We start from the raw sequence: 24,262 nt of genomic DNA, 5'->3' as shown, positions 1-24,262 counted from the left end.
AGTCGTGGCACGTAGCACCCCAATCGAGCGGTATCGCAATCTCGGCATCATGGCGCACATCGATGCCGGGAAGACAACGACCACCGAGCGCGTTCTCTTCTATACGGGTGTCTCGCACAAGCTCGGCGAGGTGCACGACGGCGCCGCCACCATGGACTGGATGGAGCAGGAGCAGGAGCGCGGAATCACCATTACCTCCGCTGCGACAACCTGTTTCTGGAAGGGAATGAGCCGGGAGCGTCCCGAGCATCGGATCAACATCATCGATACGCCCGGCCACGTCGATTTCACGATCGAGGTCGAGCGCTCGCTGCGGGTGCTCGACGGTGCCTGTGCGGTGTTCTGCGCCGTGGGTGGTGTTGAGCCGCAGTCGGAGACCGTCTGGCGCCAAGCCGATAAGTACGGTGTGCCGCGAATCGCGTTTGTGAACAAGATGGACCGCATGGGCGCGAATTTCTTTCGTGTCGTGCAGCAGGTCAAGGACCGGCTCGGCGGCAATGCCGTGCCGATCCAGGTGCCGATCGGTGCCGAAGAGGACTTCAAGGGCGTCGTCGATCTCGTGCAGATGAAGGCGGTCTACTGGGACGAAGCGTCCCGCGGCATGGAATACGAGCTGCGCGACATCCCCGAGGATCTTCAGGATCTTTGCGAGGAATGGCGCGAGCACATGGTCGAGGCGGCAGCCGAGGCCAACGAAGAACTGATGGAGAAGTATCTCGAAGGTCAACCGCTGACCGAAGCCGAGATCATGTTTGGTCTGCGTGCGCGCACTCTAAGGAGCGAAGTCGTTCCGATGATGTGCGGCTCGGCCTTTAAGAACAAGGGCGTGCAGGCCATGCTGGATGCCGTCATCGACTACATGCCGTCGCCGGTCGACGTGCCGGCCATCAAGGGCATTCTCGACGACAAGGACGAATCCGAAGGCGAGCGCCCGGCATCCGACGATGCGCCCTTTGCCGCACTGGCGTTCAAGATCGCGACCGACCCCTTTGTCGGTACGCTGACCTTCTTCCGTGCCTATTCGGGAGTGCTCAAGTCCGGGGATACCATCTACAACCCGGTCAAGCACAAGAAGGAGCGCATCGGCCGCATCCTGCAGATGCACGCCAACGAGCGTCAGGAGATCAAGGAGGTCCACGCCGGCGATATCGCTGCAGCGGTCGGGCTGAAGGATGTCACCACGGGTGACACCCTGTGCGATCTCAACAAGGTGATTACGCTCGAGCGTATGGAGTTCCCGGAGCCGGTCATCTCGGTTGCGGTGGAGCCCAAGACGAAGAGCGACCAGGAGAAGATGGGCGTCGCCCTCTCGAAGCTGGCGCAGGAGGATCCGTCCTTCCGCGTGCACACCGACGAGGAATCTGGCCAGACCATCATCTCCGGGATGGGCGAGCTGCATCTGGAGATCATCGTCGATCGGATGCGTCGCGAGTTCAAGGTCGAGGCCAACGTCGGTGCGCCGCAGGTCAGCTACCGCGAGACGATCCGCAAGAGCGTCGAGCAGGAAACCAAGTTTGCGCGTCAGTCCGGTGGACGCGGTCAGTACGGTCATGTCTATCTGAGGATCGAGCCGCAAGAGGCGGGTGTCGGATACGAGTTCGTCAACGCGATCGTCGGCGGTACCGTTCCGAAGGAATACATTCCGGCTGTCGACAAAGGCATCCAGGAGGCCATGAAGAACGGTATTTTGGCCGGCTTTCCGATGGTGGATATCAAGGTCACGCTCTACGACGGCTCCTACCATGAGGTCGACTCGAGCGAAATGGCCTTCAAGATCGCCGGCTCGATGGGCATCAAGGAAGGGGCGGCCAAGGCCAAGCCGGTCTTGCTCGAGCCCATCATGAAGGTCGAGGTCGTGACGCCCGAAGAGAACATGGGCGATGTCATGGGCGATCTGAATAGTCGTCGCGGCATGATCCAGGGGATGGACGATGCGCCATCCGGGAAGATCATCCGTGCAGAGGTCCCCTTGTCCGAGATGTTCGGCTATGCGACGGACCTCCGGTCGGCCACCCAAGGGCGGGCGACCTACAGCATGGAGTTCTGTAAGTACAACGAAGTGCCCGCCAGCATTGCCGAAGCGGTCTCCAAGAAACAGTAACGAGCGACAGGGGTAGAGTGGGATGTCCAAAGCAAAATTCGAGCGCAGCAAGCCACACGTGAACGTCGGCACGATCGGCCACGTCGACCACGGCAAGACGACCTTGACGGCGGCGATCACGACGCACCAGGCGAAGCAATTCGGCGGTGAGGCGCGCGCCTACGACCAGATCGACAATGCCCCGGAAGAGCGCGAGCGCGGGATCACGATCGCCACGGCGCACGTGGAGTACGAGACGAAGAACCGTCACTACGCCCATGTGGACTGCCCCGGCCACGCCGACTACGTGAAGAACATGATCACGGGTGCGGCGCAGATGGACGGTGCGATCCTGGTGGTGAGCGCGGCGGACGGCCCGATGCCGCAGACCCGCGAGCACATCCTGCTGTCGCGTCAGGTCGGCGTGCCCTACATCGTGGTGTACCTGAACAAGGCCGACATGGTCGACGACGCCGAGCTGCTCGAGCTGGTGGAGATGGAAGTGCGCGAGCTGCTCTCGAGCTACGACTTCCCCGGCGACGACACCCCGATCGTGACCGGTTCGGCGAAGCTCGCACTGGAAGGCGACGCCTCCGAGATCGGCACCCTGTCGATCGACCGTTTGATGGAAGCGCTCGACACCTACATTCCGCAGCCCGAGCGTGCGGTGGACGGTGCCTTCCTGATGCCGATCGAGGACGTCTTCTCGATCTCCGGGCGTGGCACCGTGGTGACCGGACGCATCGAGCGCGGCATCGTGAAGGTCGGTGAAGAGGTCGAGATCGTCGGCATCAAGGACACCGTGAAGACCACCTGCACGGGTGTGGAGATGTTCCGCAAGCTGCTTGACCAGGGGCAGGCCGGAGACAACGTCGGCGTGCTGCTGCGCGGCACCAAGCGTGAAGACGTGGAGCGCGGCCAGGTGTTGGCCAAGCCCAAGTCGATCAATCCGCACACCCATTTCGAAGCCGAAGTGTACGTGCTGAGCAAGGAAGAGGGCGGCCGTCACACCCCGTTCTTCAACGGCTACCGTCCGCAGTTCTACTTCCGCACCACCGACGTGACCGGCGCCTGCGAGCTGCCCGAGGGCATCGAGATGGTGATGCCCGGGGACAACGTGAAGATGACGATCAAGCTGATTGCGCCGATCGCCATGGAAGAAGGGTTGCGCTTTGCAGTGCGCGAAGGCGGCCGCACCGTCGGTGCCGGCGTCGTCGCGAAGATCATCGAGTAAAGGCATGAACAACCAGAGAATTCGTATTCGCCTGAAGGCGTTCGACCATCGCTTGATCGATCAATCAGCTCGCGAGATCGTCGATACGGCCAAGCGTACAGGCGCACAGGTGCGTGGTCCGGTTCCGCTTCCTTCCAAGAAGGAACGCTTCACCATCCTCGTCTCGCCGCACGTCAACAAGGACGCGCGCGACCAATACGAGCTGCGGACACACAAGCGCCTGATGGATATCGTCGACCCGACCGACAAGACGGTCGACGCACTGATGAAATTGGATCTGGCCGCGGGCGTCGACGTCCAGATTAAGTTGAGCTGAGGACGAACCCATGGCGATCGGATTGATTGGGCGTAAGGCCGGCATGACCCGGCTGTTCAGCGAAGACGGCGACAGCATTCCTGTCACTGTCATCGAGGTGCAGCCGAACCGGGTCAGCCAGGTCAAGTCTGCCGAGACTGACGGCTATAGCGCGATTCAGGTCGCCTTCGGGAATCGGAGGGCCTCGCGCGTCACCAAGCCGATGGCCGGCCACTATGCCAAGGCGGGTGTCGAGGCGGGCGAGTGCCTGCGCGAATTCCGTCTGGAGAGCGGCGAGGGTGCCGATCTCGCCGTCGGCTCCGAGATTTCGGTCGACATCTTTGCGCCCGGCCAAAAGGTCGACGTGCGGGGAGTGACCAAGGGCCGCGGTTTCGCAGGTGCAATCAAGCGGCATCATTTTGCCGGTCAGGATGCAACCCACGGCAACTCGCTGTCGCATCGTGCCCCGGGCTCGATCGGTCAGAACCAGTCGCCGGGTCGCGTCTTCAAAGGCAAAAAGATGGCGGGTCACCTCGGCGCGGCCAATCGCTGCACGCAGAACCTCGAGGTCGTGCGTGTCGACGCCGATCGGCAGCTTCTGTTGGTGCGCGGCGGCGTTCCCGGTCCGACCGGCGGCCGGCTGGTCGTGTTGCCGTCCGTGAAGCACAAGAACAAGGGTTAAGCACTCATGGAGCTCACGATACGAAACGATGCCGGCGGGTCCAGTCTGCAGGTTGCAGACGCCGTCTTCGGGGTCGACTACAAGCCGGGTCTGATTCACCAGGTCGTCAACGCCTACATGGCCGGCGCGCGCGCCGGAACCCGGGCGCAAAAGACGCGTGCCGAGGTCTCGGGCGGCGGCGCGAAGCCGTGGCGGCAGAAAGGCACCGGTCGGGCACGTGCGGGTAGCTCGCGCAGTCCGATCTGGCGCTCGGGCGGCGTGACCTTCGCCGCGAAGCCGCAGGATTACAGCCAAAAAGTCAACCGCAAGATGTATCGCGGCGCAGTGCGCTCGATTCTGTCCGAGCTGGTCCGCCAAGGGCGTCTGGTCGTCGTCGACGATCTGCATGTCGAGGCACCCAAGACCAAGGAGCTGCTGGCGCTTCTGAAGCGCCACGAGCTGACGGACGTGCTCATGTTGACCGACGGCTTCAACGACAACCTTTACTTGGCCTCGCGCAACATCCCGAAGGTCGATGTGATGGCGGTTCAAGACGTCGACCCGGTCAGTATGGTTGCCTTCGACACCGTGCTCGTCACCGAGGCGGCAGTGAAGTACCTGGAGGAGCGGCTGGCATGAACAACGAGCGTCTCATGAACGTCCTGTTGGCGCCGCTCGTCTCCGAGAAGACGACTCGGGCCGGCGACCTTGCCGGTCAATACGGTTTCCGTGTTGCGACCGATGCAACCAAGCGAGAGATCGCACGCGCTGTCGAGCTGATGTTCAACGTCAAGGTCGATGGGGTACAGGTGCTGAACGTCAAGGGTAAAAACAAGCGGCACGGCCAACGCCTCGGCAAGCGCAACGACTGGCGCAAAGCGTATGTGCGTCTCGAAGCCGGCCAAGACATCGACTTCGGCGGCGGCGCCTGAACGGGCCGGCCCACAGCAGCGGATAGACCAAGATGGCAATCGTAAAGACCAAACCGACTTCGGCCGGGCGGCGTTTCGTCGTCAAGGTGCAGTCGCCCGAGCTGCATAAAGGCGCGCCCTACGGGCCGCTCGTCGAGAAGAAGGCGAAGCATGGCGGGCGCAACAACCTCGGACGCATCACCGTGCGTCATCAGGGTGGCGGACATAAGCAGCACTATCGTCTTGTTGACTTCAAGCGCAACAAGGAAGGTGTTCCGGCGGTTGTCGAGCGGCTCGAGTACGACCCGAACCGTACGGCCCATTTGGCCCTTTTGAAATATGCCGACGGTGAGCGAGCGTACATCATCGCGCCCAAAGGTTTGGCTGTCGGTGGCCGTGTCGAGGCCGGCGAGGCCGCGCCCATCAGCGCGGGCAATTGCATGCCGTTGCGCAACGTTCCCGTGGGCACCCAGGTGCATTGTATCGAGATGCGCCCCGGTAAGGGTGCACAGATCGCGCGGGCCGCGGGCAGCTCGGCGCAGCTCGTTGCACGCGACGGCAAGAGTGCGACTCTGCGGTTGCGTTCCGGGGAGATGCGCAAGATTCATGTCGACTGCCGTGCCGTGATCGGCGAGGTCGGCAACAGCGAAAACTCTCTGCGCAAGCTCGGCAAAGCCGGTGCATCGCGCTGGCGGGGTGTACGGCCGACCGTCCGCGGTGTGGTCATGAACCCGGTTGATCATCCGCATGGCGGCGGCGAAGGCCGGACCTCCGGCGGGCGTCACCCGGTGACACCTTGGGGCGTGCCGACCAAGGGTCACAAGACACGCAAGAATAAGCGGACCGACGCGATGATCGTCCGACGTCGCGGACGCAAGTAAACAAGGCGAGGTTGAGCAAGTGCCACGTTCGATTCGAAAAGGACCCTTTGTCGACCACCATCTGATCAAGAAGGTCGAAGAGGCGGTCGCGCAAAACAGCAAGCGCCCCATCAAGACTTGGTCACGCCGTTCCATGGTGCTGCCCGAGATGGTTGGGTTGACCATTGCGGTCCACAACGGGCGTCTGCACGTGCCGGTGCTCGTCAACGAAAACATGATCGGCCACAAGCTCGGTGAGTTTGCATTGACCCGGACCTACCGGGGACATGCCGCCGACCGCAAGGCGAAGAAGCGCTAGCCGGAGATGGGGATGCGAGCCGAAGCAACACTGAAATATGCACGGGTCTCGGCCCAAAAGGCCCGGCTGATCGCGGACATGATCCGCGGGCGCGACGTCGAAGAGGCCCTGAACACCTTGACCTTCAGCACGCAAAAGAGCGCGCTGATCATCAAGAAGGTTCTGGAGTCGGCGGTCGCCAATGCCGAGCACAACGAAGGCGCCGACATCGACGAACTGAAGGTCGCGTCGATCCAGGTCGACGAGGGCCCGACTATGAAGCGGATCCGCCCGCGTGCTAAAGGTCGTGCGAATCGGATCATGAAACGCACCAGCCACATCCGGCTGACCGTGGCGGAAGGCTAAGGGGACCAGCATGGGACAGAAAGTTCATCCAACCGGCATCCGCCTTGGCATCGTCAAGGACTGGACCTCGAAGTGGTACGCAACGTCGAAGGACTATGCGAATTTCCTCAATACCGACATCGAGGTGAGGTCCTTCCTGCGCAAGGAATTGGCCAAGGCGTCGGTGAGTCGAATTCAGATCGATCGCCCGGCCAAGAATGCCCACATCACCATCCACACGGCACGTCCGGGTGTGGTGATCGGCAAGAAGGGCGAGGATATCGATAAGCTGCGTGCCAAGGTCTCCAAGATGATGGGGATCCCGGTTCACATCAGCATCGAGGAGATCCGTAAGCCCGAGCTGGATGCGCAGCTCGTCGCCGAAGGGATCGCGCAGCAGCTCGAGCGCCGCATCATGTTCCGACGCGCAATGAAGCGCGCGATTCAGAACACCATGCGGCTCGGCGCCGAAGGCGTTCGGGTCAACGTTGCCGGTCGTCTGAACGGTGCCGAGATTGCACGGACCGAGTGGGCGCGCGAGGGCCGAGTCCCGCTGCATACGCTGCGTGCCGACATCGATTACGGCTTCGCCGAGGCGCGGACCACCTACGGTGTGATCGGCGTGAAGGTCTGGATCTTCAAAGGCGAGGTATTCGGTGATCAGATCCCCGAGGAACCGGCGCCGAAGGCGTCCGCAAGAAGGGGTTAAGTCATGCTGCAACCAAAACGCACAAAATTTCGCAAGCAACACAAAGGCCGCAACCGTGGTCTTGCGCAGAGCGGCAACAAGGTCAGCTTCGGCGATTTCGGGTTGAAGGCGGTCGGCCGCGGTCGACTCACGGCGCGCCAGATCGAGGCCGCGCGACGTGCCATCACGAGAAAGGTCAAGCGTGGCGGAAAGCTCTGGATCCGCGTATTTCCGGACAAGCCGGTGTCCAAGAAGCCACTCGAAGTCCGTATGGGTAAGGGCAAGGGTAACGTGGAGTATTGGGTGGCTCTGATTCAGCCGGGCCGCGTGCTCTACGAGATCGAGGGCGTGACCGAAGAGCTGGCCCGCGAGGCGTTCGAGCTGGCTGCGGCCAAGCTCCCGGTGCAGACCACCTTTGAGAGACGGATGATCCTGTGATGAAGGCGAACGAGCTTAGAACGCGCAGCCCCGAGGACCTCCAGAAGGAGCTGATGAACCTGTTGCGCGAGCAATTCAACCTGCGGATGCAGAGGGGCACCGGACAATTGTCCAAGCCCTCGCAAATGAAGGCCGTGCGTCGGGAGATCGCTCGTGTGAAAACGATTATGGGCGAGCAGAAGGCGGGTACGACATCATGAGCGAAGAGACGACCAGCAATCCGAGCAGCAACCGGACACTCGACGGACGGGTGACCAGCAGCGCGATGGACAAGACCGTCACGGTGCTCATCGAGCGCAAGGTCAAGCATCCCTTGTACGGCAAGTTCATGCGTCGCTCGACCAAGATCCATGCTCACGACGAAGAGAACGCCTGCTCCGAAGGCGATCTGGTTCGGGTCGAGCAGTGCCGTCCGTTGTCCAAGACCAAGACGTGGCGCTTGATCGAGATCATCGAAAAGGCTCGTTGAGACCGGTCGTGGAGGCCCCGCTTCCGAGAGGATCGCGGTGGACGCCGAGAAAACAGGTCATCCGAGCAGCACAACAGGTTTTAGGTAAACAACAATGATTCAGATGCAGACCGATCTCAGCGTCGCCGACAACAGCGGCGCACGGCGGGTGCAGTGCATCAAGGTGCTCGGCGGATCGCATCGGCGTTACGCGGGCATCGGCGATGTCATCAAGGTCACCGTCAAGGACGCCATTCCGCGTGGCAAGGTCAAGAAGGGCGATGTCTACAACGCGGTCGTGGTGCGTACGCGCAAAGGCGTGCGCCGTCCGGATGGCTCGACCGTGCGTTTCGACGGCAACGCTGCCGTCCTCTTGAACAACCAGCTTCAGCCGATCGGGACCCGTATCTTCGGGCCGGTGACGCGCGAGCTCCGCGGCGAGCGGTTCATGAAGATCATCTCGCTCGCGCCTGAAGTTTTGTAGGGGGCCGGGAGAGATGCAGAAGATCAAGAAGGGTGACGACGTCATGGTCATCACCGGCAAAGACAAAGGCAAGCGAGGCACGGTGTTGAAGGTGCTCGACAAGGATCATGTGGTTGTCGAGAACATCAACATTGCCCGGAAGCATCAGAAGGCGAATCCGCAGGCCGGCGAGCCGGGCGGGATCGTCGACAAGGTGATGCCGATCCAGGTGTCCAACGTCGCGCTCTACAACCCGCAGAAAGGCGGCCCGGATCGAGTCGGTTTCAAGATTCTCGAAGACGGCCGAAAGGTGCGCGTATTCAAGTCGGACGGCGAAGTCGTCGACGTCTGACCGAAGGAAACGAGATGACCAGACTACAGAAAGATTACCAGGATCGTATCGTCGGCCAGTTGCGCGAGCGGTTCGGCTTCAAGAGCGTCATGCAGGTTCCGCGCATCGAGAAGATCACCCTCAATATGGGTGTCGGCGAGGCGATCGCGGACAAGAAGGTCATGGATAACGCCGTGGCCGATCTGCGTCTCATCGCCGGGCAGCAGCCCATCGTGACCTTCGCACGCAAATCCGTCGCGGGCTTCAAGATCCGCGAAGGTTGGCCGATCGGCTGTAAGGTGACGCTGCGCCGCGAGCGGATGTACGAGTTCCTGGACCGTCTGGTCAGCGTCGCCATCCCGCGTATCCGCGACTTTCGCGGCCTGAGCGCGAAGGCGTTCGACGGACGCGGCAACTACTCGATGGGCGTGCGCGAGCAGATCATTTTCCCCGAGATCGATTACGACAAGATCGATACCTTGCGGGGTCTGGATATCACCATCACGACGACGGCGCGGACGGACGAAGAAGGGCGTGCGCTGCTCGAGGCGTTCCACTTCCCATTCCGCACCTGAGGTCGAGACGATGGCGAAAAAGAGTATGATCGCGCGCGATCACAAGCGCACCCTGATTGCAGCCCGTTTTGCCGGGAAGCGTGCGGCCTTGAAGGCCGTGATCAACGACCGCGGCGCAAGCGGCGAGCAGGTCGAAGAGGCGCTGGCGAAGCTGCAGCAGCTTCCGCGCGATGCCGGTCCGACGCGTCAGCAACGGCGCTGCCGGGTCAGCGGGCGTCCGCATGCGGTCTACCGCAAGTTCGGACTCTCGCGCAACAAGATCCGCGAGGCGGTGATGCGCGGCGATGCGCCCGGCGTCGTCAAGGCGAGTTGGTAAGATAGACATCTAGACCCCTACCGATGCGGTCAACCAGGCCGTGTCGGTTCATTGAAACCTGACGGGTATCGCACCGATGAGGTGGCCTGACCCCCGGAGAAGCTCATGAGTATGTCGGATCCGATTGCGGATATGCTGACGCGTATCCGCAACGGCCAGCAGCGCGGCAAGATCACGATCGCGATGCCTTCGTCCAAGCAAAAGGTCGCGATCGCGAACCTGCTGAAGGCCGAGGGTTACATCGCCGACGCGACCGTCGAGGCGAATGGCAACAAACCCGAGTTGGTGGTCAAGCTCAAGTATTTCCGGGGCAAACCCGTGATTGAGCAGCTTACCCGTGTCTCGCGTCCCGGCCTGCGGATCTACCGCGGCAAGGACGACCTGCCCAAGGTCTGGGCGGGACTCGGGATCGCGATCGTCTCCACGTCCCAAGGCTTGATGACCGACCGTGCTGCCCGCCAAGCGGGCCACGGTGGCGAGATCATCGCCTACGTCGCTTAAGAGGATCCGATCATGTCACGAGTCGCAAAGGCGCCGATTGTCCTGCCGAAAGGTGTGACGGTCGAGATCTCGGGCCAGGACGTCAAGGTCAAGGGCTCGAAGGGAACCCTGGAGTGGTCCGTCCACCCCGCGGTGAATCTGTCGCAGGTCGACGGAGAGCTCCGGTTCGCTCCTGCCGAAGGGCACGAGAATGCCTGGGCCATGGCGGGGACCACACGCGCTCTGCTGAACAACATGGTGGTGGGTTGCAGCACGGGTTTCGTGCGCAAGCTTTCGCTGGTTGGTGTCGGCTACCGCGCGCAGTCGAAGGGCGATGTGCTCAACCTGAGCCTGGGTTTCTCCCATCCGATCGATTATCCGGTTCCCGCGGGCATCACGATCGAGACCCCGAGCCAGACGGAGATCGTCGTCACGGGTGCCGACAAACAGCGCGTCGGTCAGGTTGCCTCGGAGATCCGAGGATTCCGGCCGCCGGAGCCCTACAAGGGTAAAGGCGTGCGTTACGCGGACGAAGACGTCCTGCGTAAGGAAGCCAAGAAGAAATAGGGGTCTCAGATACAATGGACAAGAAACAAGCTCGCTTGCGTCGCGCGACGCGGGCACGGGCGAAGATTCGCGAATTGGGTGTGTTTCGGTTGTGCGTTCATCGCACCCCGCGCCACATCTACGCCCAAGTCATCGCGCCCGAAGGCAACCGCGTCGTGGCCAGCGCCTCGACGGTGGAGCCGACGCTTCGCGAAGCCATTCCGGGTCACAAGGGCAACATCGGCGCAGCGGCGACCATCGGCAAGGCGATTGCCGAGCGCGCTCTTTCCGCCGGCGTCGAGACCGTAGCCTTCGACCGCTCCGGGTTTCGCTATCATGGCCGTCTCAAGGCGCTGGCGGATGCCGCGCGTGAGAGCGGGCTGAAATTCTAGGGGTAAGAGTATGGCGAACTTCAATCCGAAGAACGAGGGAGACGATCTCCTCGAGAAGCTGGTCGCGGTCAACCGCGTTGCCAAGGTCGTCAAGGGCGGGCGCCAATTCGGTTTCGCCGCCTTGACGGTGGTGGGCGACGGCAAGGGTCGCGTCGGTTTCGGTCGCGGCAAGGCCCGCGAGGTGCCGGTGGCGATCCAGAAGGCGATGGAAAACGCACGCAAGAACATGATCGAGGTGAAGCTCAACGGCAGCACCCTGCAGTACCCGCTCAACGGGCGGCACGGTGCGGCGAAGGTCTTCATGCAGCCGGCATCCGAAGGTACCGGGATCATCGCCGGCGGCGCCATGCGCGCTGTCTTCGAGGTTCTGGGCGTCCAGAACGTGCTGGCCAAGTGCATCGGGACGAACAACCCGATCAACGTGGTTCGCGCGACGGTTCAGGGGCTACGGACCATGAACGATCCCGAGACCATTGCCGCAAAGCGCGGTAAGACGGTCGCCGAGATCCTGGGGTAGACGATGGCCGACAAAAAGATGATGAAGGTGAAGCTCGTGCGCAGCGTTCACGGACGCCTCGCCAACCACAAGGCATGCGTGCGCGGTCTCGGCCTGCGTCGCATGAACCATGTGGTCGAGGTCGAGGACACCCCCTGCACGCGCGGCATGGTGAACACCGTGTCTTACATGGTTTCGATCGTGGAGGAGTCTCGCGATGCGGCTCAATGATCTCAAGCCCGATCCGGGCAGTCGCCCCGGCGCCAAGCGCGTCGGTCGCGGCATCGGCAGCGGCCTGGGCAAGACCTGCGGTCGCGGCCATAAGGGGCAGAAGTCCCGCAAAGGCGGCTTCCACAAGGTCGGCTTCGAAGGCGGTCAGATGCCGTTGCAGCGTCGTCTGCCGAAGGTCGGCTTCCGGTCCCGCACGGCGGCGACACGTGCCGAGGTTCGCCTGAGCGAGCTTGCACGCGTGGAAGGCGACACGATCGACCTGCTCGCCCTGGTCCAGGCCCGCGTTGTGAGCCAGTCGATCAAGAGCGCGAAGATCATTGCTTCGGGTGAGGTCGGACGGGCCTTCACGGTTCGCGGCGTGGGTGTCACCAAGGGTGCCCGTGCCGCGATCGAAGCAGCCGGCGGCACGATCGAAGACTAGCTTAAAGGCGCGAATCGGATGGCTAAGAATGTCGGATCGATGGGGCAGACGCTCGGCGGTATGGGGCGTCTGACCGAGCTGCGGGCGCGACTGCTGTTCGTGGTCGGTGCCCTCCTGGTCTATCGCATCGGGACCTTCATTCCGGTTCCGGGCGTGAATCCCGAGGCGCTGGCCATCCTGTTCGACCAAAACCAAGGCTCCATCCTGGACATGTTCAACATGTTCTCGGGCGGCGCCTTGGAGCGTGCGAGTCTGTTTGCGCTCGGGATCATGCCCTACATCTCGGCCTCGATCATCATGCAGTTGATGACGGCCGTGGTCCCGAAGCTTGAGCAGCTGAAAAAGGAAGGCGAATCGGGGCGTCGCAAGATTACCCAATATACGCGCTACGGCACCGTGGTCTTGGCGACCTTCCAGGCCGTGGGGATCTCGATGGCGCTGCAGGGACAGACCGCCGGGGGCTCGGCTCTGGTCAGCCATGCGGGCATGGGCTTCGTCTTTACGGCGACGGTCTCGTTGGTCACCGGAACGATGTTCCTCATGTGGCTCGGCGAGCAGATCACCGAGCGGGGCATCGGCAACGGCATCTCGCTGATCATCTTCGCAGGCATCGTCGCCGGACTGCCGTCCGCGCTGGGCGGGACCTTGGAGTTGGCTCGGACCGGTGAGATGAACTCTCTGGCGGTGTTGGCGCTGTTCGCCATGGCGCTTGCGGTGACGGCCTTCGTCGTGTTCGTCGAGCGAGGTCAACGTCGGATTACCGTGAACTATGCGCGGCGCCAGCAGGGGCGGAAGATGATGCAGGCCCAGAGTACGCATCTGCCTCTGAAGCTGAACATGGCCGGTGTGATTCCGCCGATCTTCGCCTCGAGCATCATCCTGTTCCCCGGCACATTGGGCCAGTGGTTCGGGAGCAGCGAGGACATGCGTTGGTTGGCCGACCTCACCTCGAAGCTGTCGCCCGGCGAGCCCGTCTATGTCCTTTTGTACGCGGCCGCGATCATCTTCTTTTGCTTTTTTTATACCGCCTTGGTCTTCAACGCCAAGGATACGGCCGACAATCTGAAACGCTCCGGGGCCTTCATTCCGGGGATCAGACCCGGCGAGCAGACGGCACGCTACATCGACACCGTGATGACGCGGTTGACCGCGGCAGGTGCGATCTACATCACCGCCGTTTGCCTACTGCCCGAGTTTCTGATCGTCGGTTACAACGTGCCTTTCTACTTCGGCGGCACCTCTTTGCTGATCGTCGTCGTCGTGGTGATGGATTTCATGGCCCAGGTTCAAGCTCACTTGATGTCACATCAATACGAAGGCTTGATGCGGAAGGCAAACCTAAAGTCGCCGGGCGCCGGCATGCTGCGCTGAGTGGCGCTCGAGTCTGAAGGAGAGAACAAATGAAAGTGCGAGCATCCGTTAAGAAGTTGTGCCGGAACTGCAAGATCATCCGTCGCAACGGCACCGTTCGGGTCATCTGCAAGGACCCGCGCCACAAACAACGCCAGGGATAGGATCTCGGGCTTGATTGAAGGCTAAGGTTTGATATACTACGCGGTTTACCCGCTTGGCAATTTGGATTTCAGGGGTTTCTAAGCTATGGCCCGTATCGCCGGCGTCAACATCCCGGACAAGAAGCACGCGGTCATCGCGCTGACTTCGATTTATGGCATCGGCCGCGTGCGTGCCGCTGTGATCTGCGACGCCGCCGGTGTACCGCGCGATGCCAAGGTTCAGAGCCTCACGGAAGAAGAGGTCGACAAGCTCCGCAACGAGGTCGGCAAGTTCTCCGTGGAAGGTGACCTGCGGCGTGAAGTGTCGATGAACATCAAGCGCTTGATGGACCTCGGCTGCAACCGCGGTATTCGCCACCGTCGCGGCTTGCCGTTGCGTGGTCAGCGGACCCGCACGAACGCACGTACCCGTAAGGGTCCGCGTCGTCCCATCAAACGATAAGGGCGCTTGGGCGCAGCGAAAGGGCTGGATAACCTCGAATGGCTAAACCGACTCGTACTGTCAAGAAAAAGATCAAGAAACAGGTGGCGGATGGGATTGCTCACGTCCACGCCTCGTTCAACAATACCATCATCACCATCACGGACCGCCAAGGCAACGTGTTGTCGTGGGCGACCGCAGGCGGCTCCGGGTTCCGGGGATCGCGCAAGAGCACGCCCTTCGCTGCGCAGGTCGCGGCTGATAAGGCCGGCCAAGCGGTCAAGGACTACGGTCTGCGCAACCTCGACGTCAACGTGAAGGGGCCCGGTCCGGGTCGCGAATCCGCGGTGCGTGCACTCAACAACGCCGGATTCAAGATCACGAGCATTACCGACGTGACGCCGATCCCGCACAACGGCTGCCGCCCGCCCAAAAAGCGGCGCGTCTGATACAGGAACAGGTAGAGACATGGCACGTTATACAGGCCCAACCTGCAAACTCGCACGGCGCGAGGGGACCGATCTCGCCCTGAAGAGTCGCGCGCGTTCGCTGGACACCAAGTGCAACCTCGAGAAGCAGCCTGGTCAAACCACGGACCGTCGGCGTCGGCTTTCCGATTACGGTGTGCAGCTTCGCGAGAAGCAGAAGGTTCGCCGGATCTACGGACTGATGGAGCGTCAGTTCCGTAACTACTACAAGAAGGCGGCTCAAGCCAAGGGCGCGACCGGTGAAAACCTGTTGCAGCTCCTTGAGCGGCGCCTCGACAACGTCGTCTACCGGATGGGTTTCGGCGCCACGCGTTCCGAGGCTCGACAGCTGGTCAGCCACAAGGCCATTTTGGTCAACGGCCGGGTCGTCAATATCGCCTCCTACCAAGTCGGCGCCGATGACCATGTCGAGGTCCGAGAGGACGCGAAGAAGCAGGTGCGTGTCCAAAACGCGGTGGCGCTCGCCGAGCAGTATGGCTTCCCCGATTGGGTCGACGTCGATACCAAAGGTTTCAAGGGCGTCTTCAAGCGTATTCCGGATCGCTCGGACCTGCCGGCCGACATCAACGAATCGCTGATCGTCGAGTTGTACTCCAAGTAAGGAGCTTCGTGAGGGGCACTGAATGACTGACGCTATTGGCGAATTTCTCAAACCGCGCATCGTACGTGTCGAGGCGGTCGACGGCAGCTCGACGCATGCGCGGGTTTCCCTGGAGCCGCTCGAACGCGGCTTCGGGCATACCCTCGGCAACGCGTTGCGCCGTATTCTCTTATCCTCGATGGACGGCTGGGCGGTGACGGAGGTCGAGATCCAGGGCGTCTTGCATGAGTACACCACGATTCCGGGCGTTCAGGAGGATGTCCTCGAGATTCTGTTGAATCTCAAGCAGCTCGCCATCTCGCTCAAAGGCAAGGACGAGGCGACCTTTACGGTGAGCAAGACCGGCCCGGGTGTCGTGACCGCCGCGGACATCGCGATCGATCACACCGCCGAGATCGCCAACCCCCATCTGGTCATTGCGAATATGACCGAGGGCGAGTTGAGCATGTCGATGACGATTCGGCGCGGGCGCGGTTACGAGCCGGCGACGCAGCGCGAGCTCGACGAGGGTGAGGATCGCCCGATCGGCAAGCTTCCGCTCGATGCGTCCTACAGCCCGGTTCGGCGGGTCGCGATCGAGGTGCAATCCGCGCGCGTCGAGCAGCGTACCGATTTGGATCGGCTGGTGATCGACTTGGAGACCAACGGAACGATCGACCCGCGCGAAGCGATTCAGCGGGCGGCGACGATTCTCCGGGATCAGTTGTCCAGCTTCGTGGCGTTGGAAGGGTCGGGTCCGTCGGACACGCAAGTCCTCGAGGCGCGCGACGAGTCTCCATACGATCCGATTCTGCTGCGTCCGGTCGACGATCTCGAGCTCACCGTTCGCTCTGCGAATTGTTTGAAGGCCGAGAATATCTATCTGATCGGCGATTTGATCCAGCGGACCGAGGTCGAGCTTCTCAAGACCCCGAATCTCGGCAAGAAGTCGTTGACCGAGATCAAGGACGTGCTCGCCACGCGCGGACTCTCGCTCGGGATGCGTCTCGAGAACTGGCCGCCGGACAATATCGCCGAGCTCGGCATTCGTTAACGCTATACGATTCAAGAACTATTCGGGATTAGGACCATGCGTCATCGCAATGCCGGAAGGCACCTCAATCGCACCGGCTCGCACCGCGAGGCCATGTTTCGCAACATGGCGTCGTCGTTGTTTCGCCATGAGCTGATCAAAACCACGCTGCCGAAGGCCAAGGAGCTGCGTCGGGTTGCCGAGCCTCTGATCACCCTGGCGAAGAACGATTCCGTTCACACCCGTCGCCTTGCCTTCGCGCGCCTGCGCGACAAGGAAGCGGTCGGCAAGCTCTTCGTCGAGCTGGGGCCTCGCTATCAGGAACGTCCGGGCGGCTACCTGCGTATCCTCAAGTGCGGCTATCGAGCCGGTGATGCCGCGCCGATGGCTTACGTCGAGCTGGTCGACCGTCCCGCGAGCGCAGTGGCCGTTGAAGACGACGAGGATTGAGTTGCGCTTTGATGCACTCGTTTCGGAAAGCCGGGCTCATGCCCGGCTTTTTTGTTGAGTGATGGCGTCGATCCGGCGTCTTGTGCTGGTCACCGATTTCGGTGACGGCATCTATGTCGGCCAGATGCGCGCTCGGCTCGGTGATCTCCTGCCTGCGGTGCCGGTCCTGGATCTCGTTCACGATCTCCCGCCATTTCGCGTCGATTTGGCCGCCTATCTCTTGCCGGCACTCGTGCGCGACATGCCTCCCGGCGCGATCTATGTCTGTGTTGTGGATCCGGGTGTCGGGGGCGCGCGTGACGGGCTTCTGGTCCAAATCCGTGACTCCTGGTTCATCGGCCCCGACAATGGTCTACTGGCTCCGCTCGTGCATCGCGCCGAAGGCGCCACCGTGGATCGGATCGGCTGGTGTCCGTCCGTGCTCTCGGCGAGCTTCCACGGACGCGACTGGTTCGCTCCCGCTGCAGCACGCTTGGCGGTCGGCGCGGATCTTCAGCTGTGTCCGATGGATCCGGCCGACATGATCGGGTCGGACTGGCCAAGGGAGCGCGCAGCGGTCGTTTACGTCGATCGTTTCGGGAATCTGATGACCGGGCTTCAGGCGACGGGTCGACCGAGGACGCACGCCCTGCGCGTCGGGGAACATCGACTCCGCCATGCCCGGACCTTCTGCGAGGTCGCATCCGGCGAGGCGTTTTGGTACGAGAACGCATTTGGTCTCGTCGAGATCGCGGTCAATCTCGGTCGAGCGGACCGCGACTTGGGCCTGTGTTGCGGCGATCCCATCGGTCCATTCCTGCCCCTCGGATGAAGTCATTCACGCACACCCAGATACGGCCCTCGGGGCCGCCGTCTCGGCCCCGATTGCCCCGAAATTTGTCGCGTTTCCCGTGGTTTCGATGACGTATAGTATGGCGTCGGCATGGAGTTCGAGTGTCCGTCGGACACCTGATGCCGTCGTTATGTTGCGTGCTTCGAGCGTTGAATAGACCCCTGCACCGTTCGCCGCACTCTGATTCCGGGCTCTCCCGGAATTCAGGGAAAGCGCTAAAATATTTAAAAACATGACGTTGTAGTCATTTTGACCGAACACGTTGGTTGAAAATATCGCTGGACGCACCCCGTCCAAGCCATTTTTAAGCGGTTGTTTTTCATTGATCAGCGCGCGAAAACCCGATAACCGCACAGATCGAGGTACACCCTCTGGTAGAGCCGGCGCAGGTTGCTCAAGCCATAGCACCGCCGTTTTAATACTTTGATCTTGTTGTTGAGACCTTCGACGAAACCGCTCGTGTGTCGTTCGGTAAAATAATTGGTGATCTCGTCCCAATGACGGCGCAACGTTTTCAGGAAGGATTGAAAACACGTCATCTCGGCGTTCTTGACCCGTCGCATCCAGCCACTGAGTTTGCGCTTGGCCTGACCTTTGGACAGGGGCATGTCGTAGACCTCGGTGAGGGCTTGGCTGAGGGCATGAGCTTGCGCGAGTTGCGGGGAATAGGCGAACAACCGGGCGCGGATCCGCCGTTCCTCGGCGCTCAAGTCGGATTCGCGCTTGCGCAGGATCCAATGGACGTTCTTGAGCCCGCCGTACTCGGTTTTCGACAGGTCGCGCTTGAGCCGGCGCAGTTCTGTCTTGCGCAACGTCTCCACGGCGTCGCGATACAAACGCGCGACATGGAAGCGATCGGCGCAGATGGCGACGTGCGTGCCGAAGACGGCCTTGGCCGCACCGATGAAGCCGCTGTACAGGTCGGTGCACACGACGCGAACGGTGCGCCGCAAGGATTTTGGGATCGTGCGCAAAAACGCCTCGATGGTCGCGCGCTTACGGTCCTTGAGCACGGCGAGGATGCTCAGGGTGTCCTCGACCCTGGCGCTGACGATCACCACGAAATTGCCGTGGCCTTTGGTCAAGGCGATCTCGTCGAGCCCGAGCACGGGCAGCGCCGTGAGCGTCGTCCAGTCGATCTGGCTCGGGACGCACCGATCGAGAATACCGTCGAGGTGCTCCGGGGTGACGGCCTCCTTGTGCGCGACGTCTTCCAGGGTGCTGTTGATCAGGGCGCGCATCAGGCTGTGTTCGAACGCACGGGTGAAGCCGCTGCGCGGGTCGTACCAGTCCACCCGTTGGGTGGTGGTGGGATGATCCCGGCAATCGGGGCAGCGATACCGTTTGGGACGAATGAGAATTTCGGTGCGATGCTCGAAGATCGACAGATGGCGCAACCGCCGTTCTTCACCGAGTCCATGCGGCTCAGTGATGCGTCGGCCGCAGCTCCGGCACTGCGTGCCCTCCTCGGTGCTGTGCACATGAATTTCCAGCACAGCGGCGTCCGTGATCTCGACGCGGTCGATGGCGATCTGCGGCAGTCCGAGCAGGCGCAGGAGTTGGCTCTGGTCAATCATCGGTTTTCCATTGAGTTAAAAGCGTTCGAATGGAAGTTTACCAAGATTGGCTGCGTAGAACACTGATTTTACTAAACTTGGCGTTCCCTGAGATCCGGGAGAGCCTGATTCCGGCCCGCGTGGATTCGCGGGAGAGAAATCCGTGCGAGCGATGACCGATCGATCCATCCCTATCGGAGAACGACATGGCCAACTTCGGCGATCTACTCGGCAGCTTCATTCAGAGCAACATGGCGCAGTCCGGCTCAGGCCGGATGGGGAACGCGCTGCAGGACCTTCAGGCAAATCTCGGCCGGATGGTCGGCGGCCAAGGTGGCCAAGGTGGCCAAGGCGGCCAGGGCGGTCAAGGCGATATGCTCGGAAGCCTCCTCGAGATGGCCAAGGGCACTCTGGGGAACGCCTCGCAGAGTCCCATGCAGGCCGGCGGGCTCGGTGCCGTACTCGGCTCGGTCTTGGGCGGCGGCGGCAAGTCCGTGAAAGGCGCGATGACGGGGGGTGCGCTGGCGATGTTGGCCGGGATCGCCTACAAGGCATTCACCGAAGCGGGTCAAGCGCCTCATGCCTCCGGGGCACCCACCGCGAGCGGAGCGTCGGAGTTGCCGTTGGGCCTCAGAGCCCCGCAAACCGCGGCGGAGGAGCAGGCCATGGAGAACACCGCGCAGTTGGTCATCAAGGGTATGATCAACATTGCCAAGTCGGATGGTCAGGTGAGCGTGGAGGAGATCCAGCGAATCGTCGGAAAGATCGAGGCCGCCGGCATGGGCGCGGACGCACAGGAGTGGTTGATGACGGAGTTGCGTCAGCCGCTGAATCTCGACGCCTTCGTGGCCGAGATCCCGAGCCAGGAGGTGGCCGCCGAGGTCTACGCGGCATCACTGCTTGCGGTCGAGGTCGACACCCCGCAGGAGCAGGACTACCTGCGCCGGTTTGCCGAGAAGGCCGGACTGCATCCGCTGGTCGTGCAGCACATCCACCAGTCGTTGGGCGTCGCGGTCTGAGAACGCCGAATCGGACCTTGCCGCGGACGTGCGGGACACGGCGCGAAACCTCGGATCTCCTGCCGTGTCGTTCCCGACCTTCGTGGCTAAGAGTGCTCGCTACCCGCGCCCGAGACCGACTCGGATGCGCACGGGTCAGGCGGTTTCTCGAGAGTTGTCATCCCGTCCGCCCATGCCAGGAAGACCTGTAGTAGTCACTGTAGGGGCGAATGAATTCGCCCTGACACGCCGGTAGATCCTTTCCTGGAAATTAGATCCTTTCCTGGAAATCACCTCAGTCCTTCGCGCCGTCGCCTTGTTCGGGTTTGGGTTGCGATTGAGCGGTCCGTCTCTTCCCGAGCGGTGCATGACCGGCCTCGACCCCGATCTCGCTTGCTGCAGGTGACTTGGGCAGGCGCCGTTTGCCGATGTTCTTGCGATCGCGCAGACGGTCTTTCGGTTTGGGCGCGACGGCCTTCGCGGTGACTGCCTTCGCACCGGTCTTTTTCGCCCCCTTCTTCGCTCCCGAGCGTTTGGTCGTCCCCCCCTTGTACGACGCCTTGAGTCCTTCGATGCTGCGACGCTCAATGCCGAGGTTCAGATACCGCTCGATGCTCTCCAGCCGATTCCATTCGGCAGCTGCGACCAGCGAGATGGCCACGCCTTGCTCCCCGGCCCGGCCGGTCCGCCCGGTGCGGTGTAGATAATCGTCCCCGCTGCGCGGCAGATCGAAGTTGATCACCCGATCAACGCCCGGGATGTCGAGCCCACGTGCGGCGACGTCGGTGGCGATCAAGACGTTGACACGACCGCTGTGCAGGAGTCCGACGACGCGGTTGCGCTCGCGCTGCTCCAGTTCGCCATGGAGCACGGCGACGCGTTGCCCTTCGCCCATCAGGACGTTGCCGAGCGCCGTTGCGCCGTCGCGGGTATTGGTGAAGACCAGCGCCTTGTCGTAGGTCTCGTTGCGGAGCAGCCAAAGGATCTGCTGCTGCTTGTGCTCCGGGCCGTCGCTCAAGATGACCTGATTCGTGATGTCGGGGTGCTGCTCGCGCACCGGATTGATGGTCAGTACGCGCGGCTCGCGCAGCAAAGGCTCGGTGATGCGGCTCAGACCCCGATGGTGCAGGGTCGCGGAGAACAACATGGACTGACGCGCCGGGTTGGTCCGAGCGATGATCGTCAGGACATCGTCGACGAAGCCCATGTCGAGCATGCGGTCGGCCTCGTCGAGAACCAGGATCTCAAGGTCGCTCAGGTCGGCCTCGCCCTTTTCCAGAAGCTCGAGCATGCGACCGGGCGTCGCCACCAGGATCTCCGGGTTCTTGCGCAAGGTCGCGATCTGGTGCGCCTTTGAATCGCCGCCCGTAATGACGCCGTTGTTCAGACGCGTATAGCTGCCCAGGCGCGTGAAATGCACATGGATCTGGCGGGCCAGCTCGCGGGTCGGTACCAATACAAGGGCGCGTGTCCCGCTGTCGGAGCGCGGCGCGCCGACCAGGCGCTCCATGATCGGCAGCAGAAAGGCGGCGGTCTTCCCCGAGCCCGTCGCGGCCGAGACCAAGAGATCCAGACCTTCCATCGCAGCCGGGATCACCTGCGCCTGGACCTCGGTCGGGGTCTCGAAACCTTCTTTTTCCAGTCCGCGCATGAGTGCGTCCGGAAGCAAAAATTCAGCAAAGTTCCTGTTCATGGGCGCAACGATACACCAAATAGTGGCCTTCGCGGCGGCGAAAAACCCAGGTGCGCTCGGTCTATACTGGATTGAACGCGTTCCGGAGACATCCATGCTTCACCTTGACCCAGGGCTTCCATCGGTTCCACGTCGCGCCGCCGACAGCTTCGATGCCAACACGGCGGCCATGGCCGGTCGCGTCTCGCAGTTGATGGCCGGCCATTCGAGATTGGACGCCTTTCTCAACGGGCTTCCCTTTCGGCTGATCGAGTCAAACCATCGCAATCACGCCGCCTTCATGTCCGAGGTCTTGAGGACCAACAACCTCAAGCTTCTCGCCGACACGCTACCCTGGGCCTATTTCGCTTATACGAATCAAGGCGTCTCGGTCGACTACTTTGCCGCCGAGCTGGAGATCTGGAGCCAGGTGATCACCGAACTCCTGCCCGGCGAGGATGCCGAGGCGATCCTGCCGATCTATCGCTGGATGTTGCGGGTGCATCCCGAGACCGTCGACGCGGCCGCGCACTACGCATCCGAAGCGGCGCCGGTGCCCGCCGATCACGCGGCGATCTATGTCGAGATCCTGGAGCGCCTGATCGCGGGCGATCATCCGGCCGTTATCGAGCGTTGTCGCGCCCTCCTGCGTGAGGGGATGTCCTTTTCCCGCCTGCTCCAATCGATCTTCTACCCGGCGATGGTGGAGATCGGCGTCCGTTGGGAGCAAGGCCGTCTTTCGGTCCTGATGGAGCACCAAGCGACCGCGATGGTGTACCGCATCCTGTCCGCCCTCTATTACGAGCAGCCCTTTCCGTCCGAAAGGCGAGGACGGGTCCTCGTGGCCTCGGTGACGGACGAATTCCATGAGCTCGGCGCATGGATGGTGACGACCTGTCTGGATCTGGACGGCTGGAATGTGACCTATCTACCGCGTGACTGTCCGCTTGAGCAGGTGGTCACGGCGGCCGTAGAGCGCACCCCGGCCTTCGTCGCACTGTCCGTCGGTATGCCCGGTCACGTGCAATCTGCACGCGAGACGGTCAGCGCCCTGCGGGAGGCCCTCGGTCCCGGATCTCCAACCAAGATCCTGGTCGGCGGGCGTGCCTTTAACAAGGCGCCTTCACTGGTCGAATCCGTCGGCGCCGACCTTTTTCTGACCGATTGCGAGGCGGCCGTGGCTTGGGCCAGAACGCTGGAGGCCACATGACAGAGCAAGCAACAACGCCATCGACGACGCTCGATCGCACGCCCGACCCGGAGTTCCTTTGGGCTTTGCAAAGCTACGTCATGGAATCGGGTCGGTTGCTCGTCGTCGAGGTCGACCGAGACGGCCGCATCATCGATTCGAACCTGACCTTTCGCTCGCGCTTCGCCGGGTTCGCAAGCGTTCGCGGCGAGCCGCTGTCACGATTTCTCAGCAGCGGGAGCGGGGAGCTGTTGGACATCGAGCCGGGTCTGCCCCGTCGCACGCCCGTTGCACGGGTCTTCCAGACCCCGCTTGGCGGCGAAACCTATCTCTTTCATGCCTACCCGAGCGGTCGGGGCATCGTGCTGATCGGCGAGCTGGCGAACGTCGCAGAAAGCGATATCGTCGAGCGGATGGGCAACCTTGCGATGGAGATGTCGCGCTTGGTTCGCGACCTGCGCAACACCAACCGCGAGCTCGTCCTCGCCAACGAAACCAATCAAGCCTTGGCGCGCACCGATCCCCTGACGAGTCTCGCCAATCGGCGTTACTTCATGGATCGTTTGGAGAACGGGATTGCGCGGGCGCGCATCGGGGGTGCGCCGCTGTCGCTGATCATGGTGGATCTGGATCACTTCAAGCAGGTCAACGACCGTTTCGGTCACGCCGGCGGCGATCTCGTCCTGGTCGCCTTCGCGGGTCTTCTGGAATCTCAGGTCAGAGGTGTGGACCTGGCCGCACGGCTCGGAGGAGAGGAGTTTGCCGTCGTCATGGCGGAAGCGGATCTGCGCGTCGCCGGGGACGTCGCCGACCGTCTGCGCATGCGTCTGGCCGACCTACGTCCGCTCGACGCGAGCTATCGGGTCACGGCGAGCTTCGGTGTTGCGGAGCGTCGTCCCGAGGAAGATGCGGATGCGCTCTTGGGGCGGGCCGACGATCTGCTGTATCTGGCGAAGCGCAGCGGACGCAATCAGGTCGTCCTCGAACCGGCCGCCGCGGTCTCCGATCGCCCCTGAAATA

General features: G+C 62.2%; 36 protein-coding genes. 34 read left to right on the top strand and 2 right to left on the bottom strand.

The annotated features are described in order from the left end of the window. Nucleotides 1-4: 4 nt before the first annotated feature. The 31 genes from fusA (at nt 5) to BDD21_RS00790 (ending at nt 17,806) form a co-directional block, all read left to right on the top strand. Nucleotides 5-2,101, top strand: coding sequence for an elongation factor G (gene fusA / locus BDD21_RS00940; protein ID WP_120795556.1), 2,097 nt, complete (start codon nt 5-7; stop codon nt 2,099-2,101). Nucleotides 2,102-2,123: 22 nt separating this feature from the next. After that, nucleotides 2,124-3,314 carry an elongation factor Tu gene (tuf, locus tag BDD21_RS00935; protein ID WP_120795555.1) on the top strand — a complete coding sequence of 397 codons (1,191 nt, stop codon included), beginning with the start codon at nt 2,124-2,126 and terminating at the stop codon, nt 3,312-3,314. Nucleotides 3,315-3,318: 4 nt separating this feature from the next. Next, on the top strand, nt 3,319-3,630 hold the full coding sequence (gene rpsJ / locus BDD21_RS00930; protein WP_007191159.1) for a 30S ribosomal protein S10: 312 nt from the start codon (nt 3,319-3,321) through the stop codon (nt 3,628-3,630). A 10-nt stretch (nt 3,631-3,640) separates the two neighbouring features. Beyond that, nucleotides 3,641-4,291, top strand: coding sequence for a 50S ribosomal protein L3 (gene rplC, locus BDD21_RS00925; RefSeq protein ID WP_093027478.1), 651 nt, complete (start codon nt 3,641-3,643; stop codon nt 4,289-4,291). Between the two features lie 6 nt (nt 4,292-4,297). Beyond that, on the top strand, nt 4,298-4,909 hold the full coding sequence (gene rplD, locus BDD21_RS00920; RefSeq protein ID WP_120795554.1) for a 50S ribosomal protein L4: 612 nt from the start codon (nt 4,298-4,300) through the stop codon (nt 4,907-4,909). Further along, nucleotides 4,906-5,202 (top strand): 50S ribosomal protein L23, encoded by a 297-nt coding sequence (gene rplW, locus BDD21_RS00915; RefSeq protein WP_120795553.1) that lies wholly within the window; start codon nt 4,906-4,908, stop codon nt 5,200-5,202. The genes rplD and rplW overlap by 4 nt, the downstream gene beginning before the upstream one ends. A 32-nt stretch (nt 5,203-5,234) precedes the next feature. Beyond that, nucleotides 5,235-6,062: a 50S ribosomal protein L2 gene (gene rplB / locus BDD21_RS00910; RefSeq protein WP_120795552.1), complete on the top strand. Its 828-nt coding sequence runs from the start codon at nt 5,235-5,237 to the stop codon at nt 6,060-6,062. A 19-nt stretch (nt 6,063-6,081) separates the two neighbouring features. Beyond that, complete coding sequence (gene rpsS / locus BDD21_RS00905) at nt 6,082-6,360, top strand: 30S ribosomal protein S19 (RefSeq protein ID WP_007191154.1); 279 nt, start codon at nt 6,082-6,084, stop codon at nt 6,358-6,360. A 12-nt stretch (nt 6,361-6,372) separates the two neighbouring features. Next, nucleotides 6,373-6,705, top strand: coding sequence for a 50S ribosomal protein L22 (gene rplV / locus BDD21_RS00900; protein ID WP_093027486.1), 333 nt, complete (start codon nt 6,373-6,375; stop codon nt 6,703-6,705). Between the two features lie 10 nt (nt 6,706-6,715). Then, on the top strand, nt 6,716-7,393 hold the full coding sequence (rpsC, locus tag BDD21_RS00895) for a 30S ribosomal protein S3 (RefSeq protein ID WP_120795551.1): 678 nt from the start codon (nt 6,716-6,718) through the stop codon (nt 7,391-7,393). A 3-nt stretch (nt 7,394-7,396) separates the two neighbouring features. Beyond that, on the top strand, nt 7,397-7,810 hold the full coding sequence (rplP, locus tag BDD21_RS00890; RefSeq protein ID WP_007191151.1) for a 50S ribosomal protein L16: 414 nt from the start codon (nt 7,397-7,399) through the stop codon (nt 7,808-7,810). Then, nucleotides 7,810-8,010 (top strand): 50S ribosomal protein L29, encoded by a 201-nt coding sequence (gene rpmC, locus BDD21_RS00885; RefSeq protein WP_120795550.1) that lies wholly within the window; start codon nt 7,810-7,812, stop codon nt 8,008-8,010. The genes rplP and rpmC overlap by 1 nt, the downstream gene beginning before the upstream one ends. Next, entirely contained in the window at nt 8,007-8,279 is a 273-nt protein-coding gene (gene rpsQ / locus BDD21_RS00880) for a 30S ribosomal protein S17 (RefSeq protein ID WP_120795549.1), read from the top strand. The genes rpmC and rpsQ overlap by 4 nt, the downstream gene beginning before the upstream one ends. 94 nt (nt 8,280-8,373) lie before the next feature. Continuing rightward, the gene (rplN, locus tag BDD21_RS00875) at nt 8,374-8,742 is read left to right on the top strand and encodes a 50S ribosomal protein L14 (protein ID WP_007191148.1); all 369 of its coding nucleotides are present in this window, start codon (nt 8,374-8,376) and stop codon (nt 8,740-8,742) included. Between the two features lie 13 nt (nt 8,743-8,755). Further along, a complete protein-coding gene (gene rplX, locus BDD21_RS00870; protein ID WP_120795548.1) occupies nt 8,756-9,073 on the top strand; it encodes a 50S ribosomal protein L24 in 318 nt (105 codons plus the stop codon). A 14-nt stretch (nt 9,074-9,087) separates the two neighbouring features. Further along, on the top strand, nt 9,088-9,627 hold the full coding sequence (gene rplE, locus BDD21_RS00865) for a 50S ribosomal protein L5 (RefSeq protein WP_120795547.1): 540 nt from the start codon (nt 9,088-9,090) through the stop codon (nt 9,625-9,627). Nucleotides 9,628-9,637: 10 nt separating this feature from the next. Continuing rightward, nucleotides 9,638-9,943, top strand: a complete 306-nt coding sequence (rpsN, locus tag BDD21_RS00860) for a 30S ribosomal protein S14 (protein ID WP_093027500.1) — start codon at nt 9,638-9,640, stop codon at nt 9,941-9,943. Between the two features lie 105 nt (nt 9,944-10,048). Beyond that, nucleotides 10,049-10,444 carry a 30S ribosomal protein S8 gene (rpsH, locus tag BDD21_RS00855; RefSeq protein ID WP_120795546.1) on the top strand — a complete coding sequence of 132 codons (396 nt, stop codon included), beginning with the start codon at nt 10,049-10,051 and terminating at the stop codon, nt 10,442-10,444. Between the two features lie 12 nt (nt 10,445-10,456). Next, nucleotides 10,457-10,990: a 50S ribosomal protein L6 gene (gene rplF / locus BDD21_RS00850; RefSeq protein WP_120795545.1), complete on the top strand. Its 534-nt coding sequence runs from the start codon at nt 10,457-10,459 to the stop codon at nt 10,988-10,990. Nucleotides 10,991-11,004: 14 nt separating this feature from the next. Beyond that, the gene (rplR, locus tag BDD21_RS00845; RefSeq protein WP_120795544.1) at nt 11,005-11,361 is read left to right on the top strand and encodes a 50S ribosomal protein L18; all 357 of its coding nucleotides are present in this window, start codon (nt 11,005-11,007) and stop codon (nt 11,359-11,361) included. 10 nt (nt 11,362-11,371) lie between these two features. After that, nucleotides 11,372-11,878 (top strand): 30S ribosomal protein S5, encoded by a 507-nt coding sequence (rpsE, locus tag BDD21_RS00840; RefSeq protein WP_093027509.1) that lies wholly within the window; start codon nt 11,372-11,374, stop codon nt 11,876-11,878. 3 nt (nt 11,879-11,881) lie between these two features. Continuing rightward, the gene (gene rpmD / locus BDD21_RS00835; protein ID WP_007191140.1) at nt 11,882-12,088 is read left to right on the top strand and encodes a 50S ribosomal protein L30; all 207 of its coding nucleotides are present in this window, start codon (nt 11,882-11,884) and stop codon (nt 12,086-12,088) included. Next, complete coding sequence (gene rplO / locus BDD21_RS00830; protein WP_120795543.1) at nt 12,075-12,509, top strand: 50S ribosomal protein L15; 435 nt, start codon at nt 12,075-12,077, stop codon at nt 12,507-12,509. The genes rpmD and rplO overlap by 14 nt, the downstream gene beginning before the upstream one ends. Nucleotides 12,510-12,527: 18 nt before the next feature. After that, nucleotides 12,528-13,880 carry a preprotein translocase subunit SecY gene (gene secY / locus BDD21_RS00825; protein WP_120795542.1) on the top strand — a complete coding sequence of 451 codons (1,353 nt, stop codon included), beginning with the start codon at nt 12,528-12,530 and terminating at the stop codon, nt 13,878-13,880. A gap of 29 nt (nt 13,881-13,909) precedes the next feature. After that, nucleotides 13,910-14,023, top strand: a complete 114-nt coding sequence (gene rpmJ / locus BDD21_RS00820) for a 50S ribosomal protein L36 (protein ID WP_083829165.1) — start codon at nt 13,910-13,912, stop codon at nt 14,021-14,023. 85 nt (nt 14,024-14,108) lie between these two features. Further along, complete coding sequence (gene rpsM / locus BDD21_RS00815) at nt 14,109-14,465, top strand: 30S ribosomal protein S13 (RefSeq protein WP_093027517.1); 357 nt, start codon at nt 14,109-14,111, stop codon at nt 14,463-14,465. Between the two features lie 38 nt (nt 14,466-14,503). Then, nucleotides 14,504-14,893, top strand: coding sequence for a 30S ribosomal protein S11 (gene rpsK, locus BDD21_RS00810; RefSeq protein WP_120795541.1), 390 nt, complete (start codon nt 14,504-14,506; stop codon nt 14,891-14,893). A gap of 19 nt (nt 14,894-14,912) precedes the next feature. Beyond that, nucleotides 14,913-15,533: a 30S ribosomal protein S4 gene (gene rpsD / locus BDD21_RS00805; protein ID WP_120795540.1), complete on the top strand. Its 621-nt coding sequence runs from the start codon at nt 14,913-14,915 to the stop codon at nt 15,531-15,533. Between the two features lie 22 nt (nt 15,534-15,555). After that, complete coding sequence (locus tag BDD21_RS00800) at nt 15,556-16,566, top strand: DNA-directed RNA polymerase subunit alpha (RefSeq protein ID WP_120795539.1); 1,011 nt, start codon at nt 15,556-15,558, stop codon at nt 16,564-16,566. Between the two features lie 36 nt (nt 16,567-16,602). Further along, on the top strand, nt 16,603-16,995 hold the full coding sequence (gene rplQ / locus BDD21_RS00795) for a 50S ribosomal protein L17 (protein ID WP_120795538.1): 393 nt from the start codon (nt 16,603-16,605) through the stop codon (nt 16,993-16,995). Between the two features lie 61 nt (nt 16,996-17,056). Continuing rightward, entirely contained in the window at nt 17,057-17,806 is a 750-nt protein-coding gene (locus BDD21_RS00790; protein ID WP_120795537.1) for an SAM hydrolase/SAM-dependent halogenase family protein, read from the top strand. Nucleotides 17,807-18,153: 347 nt separating this feature from the next. Here the strand turns inward: BDD21_RS00790 and BDD21_RS00785 are convergent, their stop codons facing one another. Next, nucleotides 18,154-19,404, bottom strand: coding sequence for an ISL3 family transposase (locus BDD21_RS00785; protein WP_120795416.1), 1,251 nt, complete (start codon nt 19,402-19,404; stop codon nt 18,154-18,156). A gap of 185 nt (nt 19,405-19,589) precedes the next feature. Here BDD21_RS00785 and BDD21_RS00780 point away from each other — a divergent pair, with 185 nt between their 5' ends. Continuing rightward, nucleotides 19,590-20,402 (top strand): tellurite resistance TerB family protein, encoded by an 813-nt coding sequence (locus BDD21_RS00780; protein WP_120795536.1) that lies wholly within the window; start codon nt 19,590-19,592, stop codon nt 20,400-20,402. Between the two features lie 274 nt (nt 20,403-20,676). Here the strand turns inward: BDD21_RS00780 and BDD21_RS00775 are convergent, their stop codons facing one another. Then, nucleotides 20,677-22,074 carry a DEAD/DEAH box helicase gene (locus tag BDD21_RS00775; RefSeq protein ID WP_120795535.1) on the bottom strand — a complete coding sequence of 466 codons (1,398 nt, stop codon included), beginning with the start codon at nt 22,072-22,074 and terminating at the stop codon, nt 20,677-20,679. Nucleotides 22,075-22,168: 94 nt separating this feature from the next. On the opposite strand from BDD21_RS00775, the gene BDD21_RS00770 reads away from it, so the two are divergent. After that, entirely contained in the window at nt 22,169-23,263 is a 1,095-nt protein-coding gene (locus tag BDD21_RS00770; RefSeq protein ID WP_245969351.1) for a cobalamin B12-binding domain-containing protein, read from the top strand. Next, a complete protein-coding gene (locus BDD21_RS00765; protein ID WP_120795534.1) occupies nt 23,260-24,258 on the top strand; it encodes a GGDEF domain-containing protein in 999 nt (332 codons plus the stop codon). The genes BDD21_RS00770 and BDD21_RS00765 overlap by 4 nt, the downstream gene beginning before the upstream one ends. The last annotated feature ends 4 nt before the right edge of the window (nt 24,259-24,262 follow it).

It is taken from the genome of Thiocapsa rosea, assembly GCF_003634315.1.
Taxonomy (GTDB): Bacteria; Pseudomonadota; Gammaproteobacteria; order Chromatiales; family Chromatiaceae; genus Thiocapsa; species Thiocapsa rosea.
This window is presented reverse-complemented; position numbering and strand designations above follow the sequence as displayed.

What these genes read in the sequence shown, in the direction of transcription:
- rpmD (WP_007191140.1), top strand. Translation starts at nt 11,882, where the DNA reads ATGGCCGACAAAAAGATGATGAAGGTGAAGCTCGTGCGCAGCGTTCAC.
- BDD21_RS00785 (WP_120795416.1), bottom strand. Translation starts at nt 19,404, where the DNA reads ATGATTGACCAGAGCCAACTCCTGCGCCTGCTCGGACTGCCGCAGATC.
- rplB (WP_120795552.1), top strand. Translation starts at nt 5,235, where the DNA reads ATGGCAATCGTAAAGACCAAACCGACTTCGGCCGGGCGGCGTTTCGTC.
- rplC (WP_093027478.1), top strand. Translation starts at nt 3,641, where the DNA reads ATGGCGATCGGATTGATTGGGCGTAAGGCCGGCATGACCCGGCTGTTC.
- rpmC (WP_120795550.1), top strand. Translation starts at nt 7,810, where the DNA reads ATGAAGGCGAACGAGCTTAGAACGCGCAGCCCCGAGGACCTCCAGAAG.
- rpsN (WP_093027500.1), top strand. Translation starts at nt 9,638, where the DNA reads ATGGCGAAAAAGAGTATGATCGCGCGCGATCACAAGCGCACCCTGATT.
- rplP (WP_007191151.1), top strand. Translation starts at nt 7,397, where the DNA reads ATGCTGCAACCAAAACGCACAAAATTTCGCAAGCAACACAAAGGCCGC.
- BDD21_RS00775 (WP_120795535.1), bottom strand. Translation starts at nt 22,074, where the DNA reads ATGAACAGGAACTTTGCTGAATTTTTGCTTCCGGACGCACTCATGCGC.
- rpsQ (WP_120795549.1), top strand. Translation starts at nt 8,007, where the DNA reads ATGAGCGAAGAGACGACCAGCAATCCGAGCAGCAACCGGACACTCGAC.
- rplN (WP_007191148.1), top strand. Translation starts at nt 8,374, where the DNA reads ATGATTCAGATGCAGACCGATCTCAGCGTCGCCGACAACAGCGGCGCA.
- BDD21_RS00800 (WP_120795539.1), top strand. Translation starts at nt 15,556, where the DNA reads ATGACTGACGCTATTGGCGAATTTCTCAAACCGCGCATCGTACGTGTC.
- rplO (WP_120795543.1), top strand. Translation starts at nt 12,075, where the DNA reads ATGCGGCTCAATGATCTCAAGCCCGATCCGGGCAGTCGCCCCGGCGCC.
- rplD (WP_120795554.1), top strand. Translation starts at nt 4,298, where the DNA reads ATGGAGCTCACGATACGAAACGATGCCGGCGGGTCCAGTCTGCAGGTT.
- rpsH (WP_120795546.1), top strand. Translation starts at nt 10,049, where the DNA reads ATGAGTATGTCGGATCCGATTGCGGATATGCTGACGCGTATCCGCAAC.
- rplF (WP_120795545.1), top strand. Translation starts at nt 10,457, where the DNA reads ATGTCACGAGTCGCAAAGGCGCCGATTGTCCTGCCGAAAGGTGTGACG.
- BDD21_RS00770 (WP_245969351.1), top strand. Translation starts at nt 22,169, where the DNA reads ATGCTTCACCTTGACCCAGGGCTTCCATCGGTTCCACGTCGCGCCGCC.
- rpsC (WP_120795551.1), top strand. Translation starts at nt 6,716, where the DNA reads ATGGGACAGAAAGTTCATCCAACCGGCATCCGCCTTGGCATCGTCAAG.
- rplR (WP_120795544.1), top strand. Translation starts at nt 11,005, where the DNA reads ATGGACAAGAAACAAGCTCGCTTGCGTCGCGCGACGCGGGCACGGGCG.
- rplV (WP_093027486.1), top strand. Translation starts at nt 6,373, where the DNA reads ATGCGAGCCGAAGCAACACTGAAATATGCACGGGTCTCGGCCCAAAAG.
- rplE (WP_120795547.1), top strand. Translation starts at nt 9,088, where the DNA reads ATGACCAGACTACAGAAAGATTACCAGGATCGTATCGTCGGCCAGTTG.
- rpsE (WP_093027509.1), top strand. Translation starts at nt 11,372, where the DNA reads ATGGCGAACTTCAATCCGAAGAACGAGGGAGACGATCTCCTCGAGAAG.
- BDD21_RS00765 (WP_120795534.1), top strand. Translation starts at nt 23,260, where the DNA reads ATGACAGAGCAAGCAACAACGCCATCGACGACGCTCGATCGCACGCCC.
- rpsD (WP_120795540.1), top strand. Translation starts at nt 14,913, where the DNA reads ATGGCACGTTATACAGGCCCAACCTGCAAACTCGCACGGCGCGAGGGG.
- secY (WP_120795542.1), top strand. Translation starts at nt 12,528, where the DNA reads ATGGCTAAGAATGTCGGATCGATGGGGCAGACGCTCGGCGGTATGGGG.
- rplQ (WP_120795538.1), top strand. Translation starts at nt 16,603, where the DNA reads ATGCGTCATCGCAATGCCGGAAGGCACCTCAATCGCACCGGCTCGCAC.
- rpsK (WP_120795541.1), top strand. Translation starts at nt 14,504, where the DNA reads ATGGCTAAACCGACTCGTACTGTCAAGAAAAAGATCAAGAAACAGGTG.
- rplX (WP_120795548.1), top strand. Translation starts at nt 8,756, where the DNA reads ATGCAGAAGATCAAGAAGGGTGACGACGTCATGGTCATCACCGGCAAA.
- rpsJ (WP_007191159.1), top strand. Translation starts at nt 3,319, where the DNA reads ATGAACAACCAGAGAATTCGTATTCGCCTGAAGGCGTTCGACCATCGC.
- rplW (WP_120795553.1), top strand. Translation starts at nt 4,906, where the DNA reads ATGAACAACGAGCGTCTCATGAACGTCCTGTTGGCGCCGCTCGTCTCC.
- tuf (WP_120795555.1), top strand. Translation starts at nt 2,124, where the DNA reads ATGTCCAAAGCAAAATTCGAGCGCAGCAAGCCACACGTGAACGTCGGC.
- rpsM (WP_093027517.1), top strand. Translation starts at nt 14,109, where the DNA reads ATGGCCCGTATCGCCGGCGTCAACATCCCGGACAAGAAGCACGCGGTC.
- BDD21_RS00790 (WP_120795537.1), top strand. Translation starts at nt 17,057, where the DNA reads ATGGCGTCGATCCGGCGTCTTGTGCTGGTCACCGATTTCGGTGACGGC.
- rpmJ (WP_083829165.1), top strand. Translation starts at nt 13,910, where the DNA reads ATGAAAGTGCGAGCATCCGTTAAGAAGTTGTGCCGGAACTGCAAGATC.
- BDD21_RS00780 (WP_120795536.1), top strand. Translation starts at nt 19,590, where the DNA reads ATGGCCAACTTCGGCGATCTACTCGGCAGCTTCATTCAGAGCAACATG.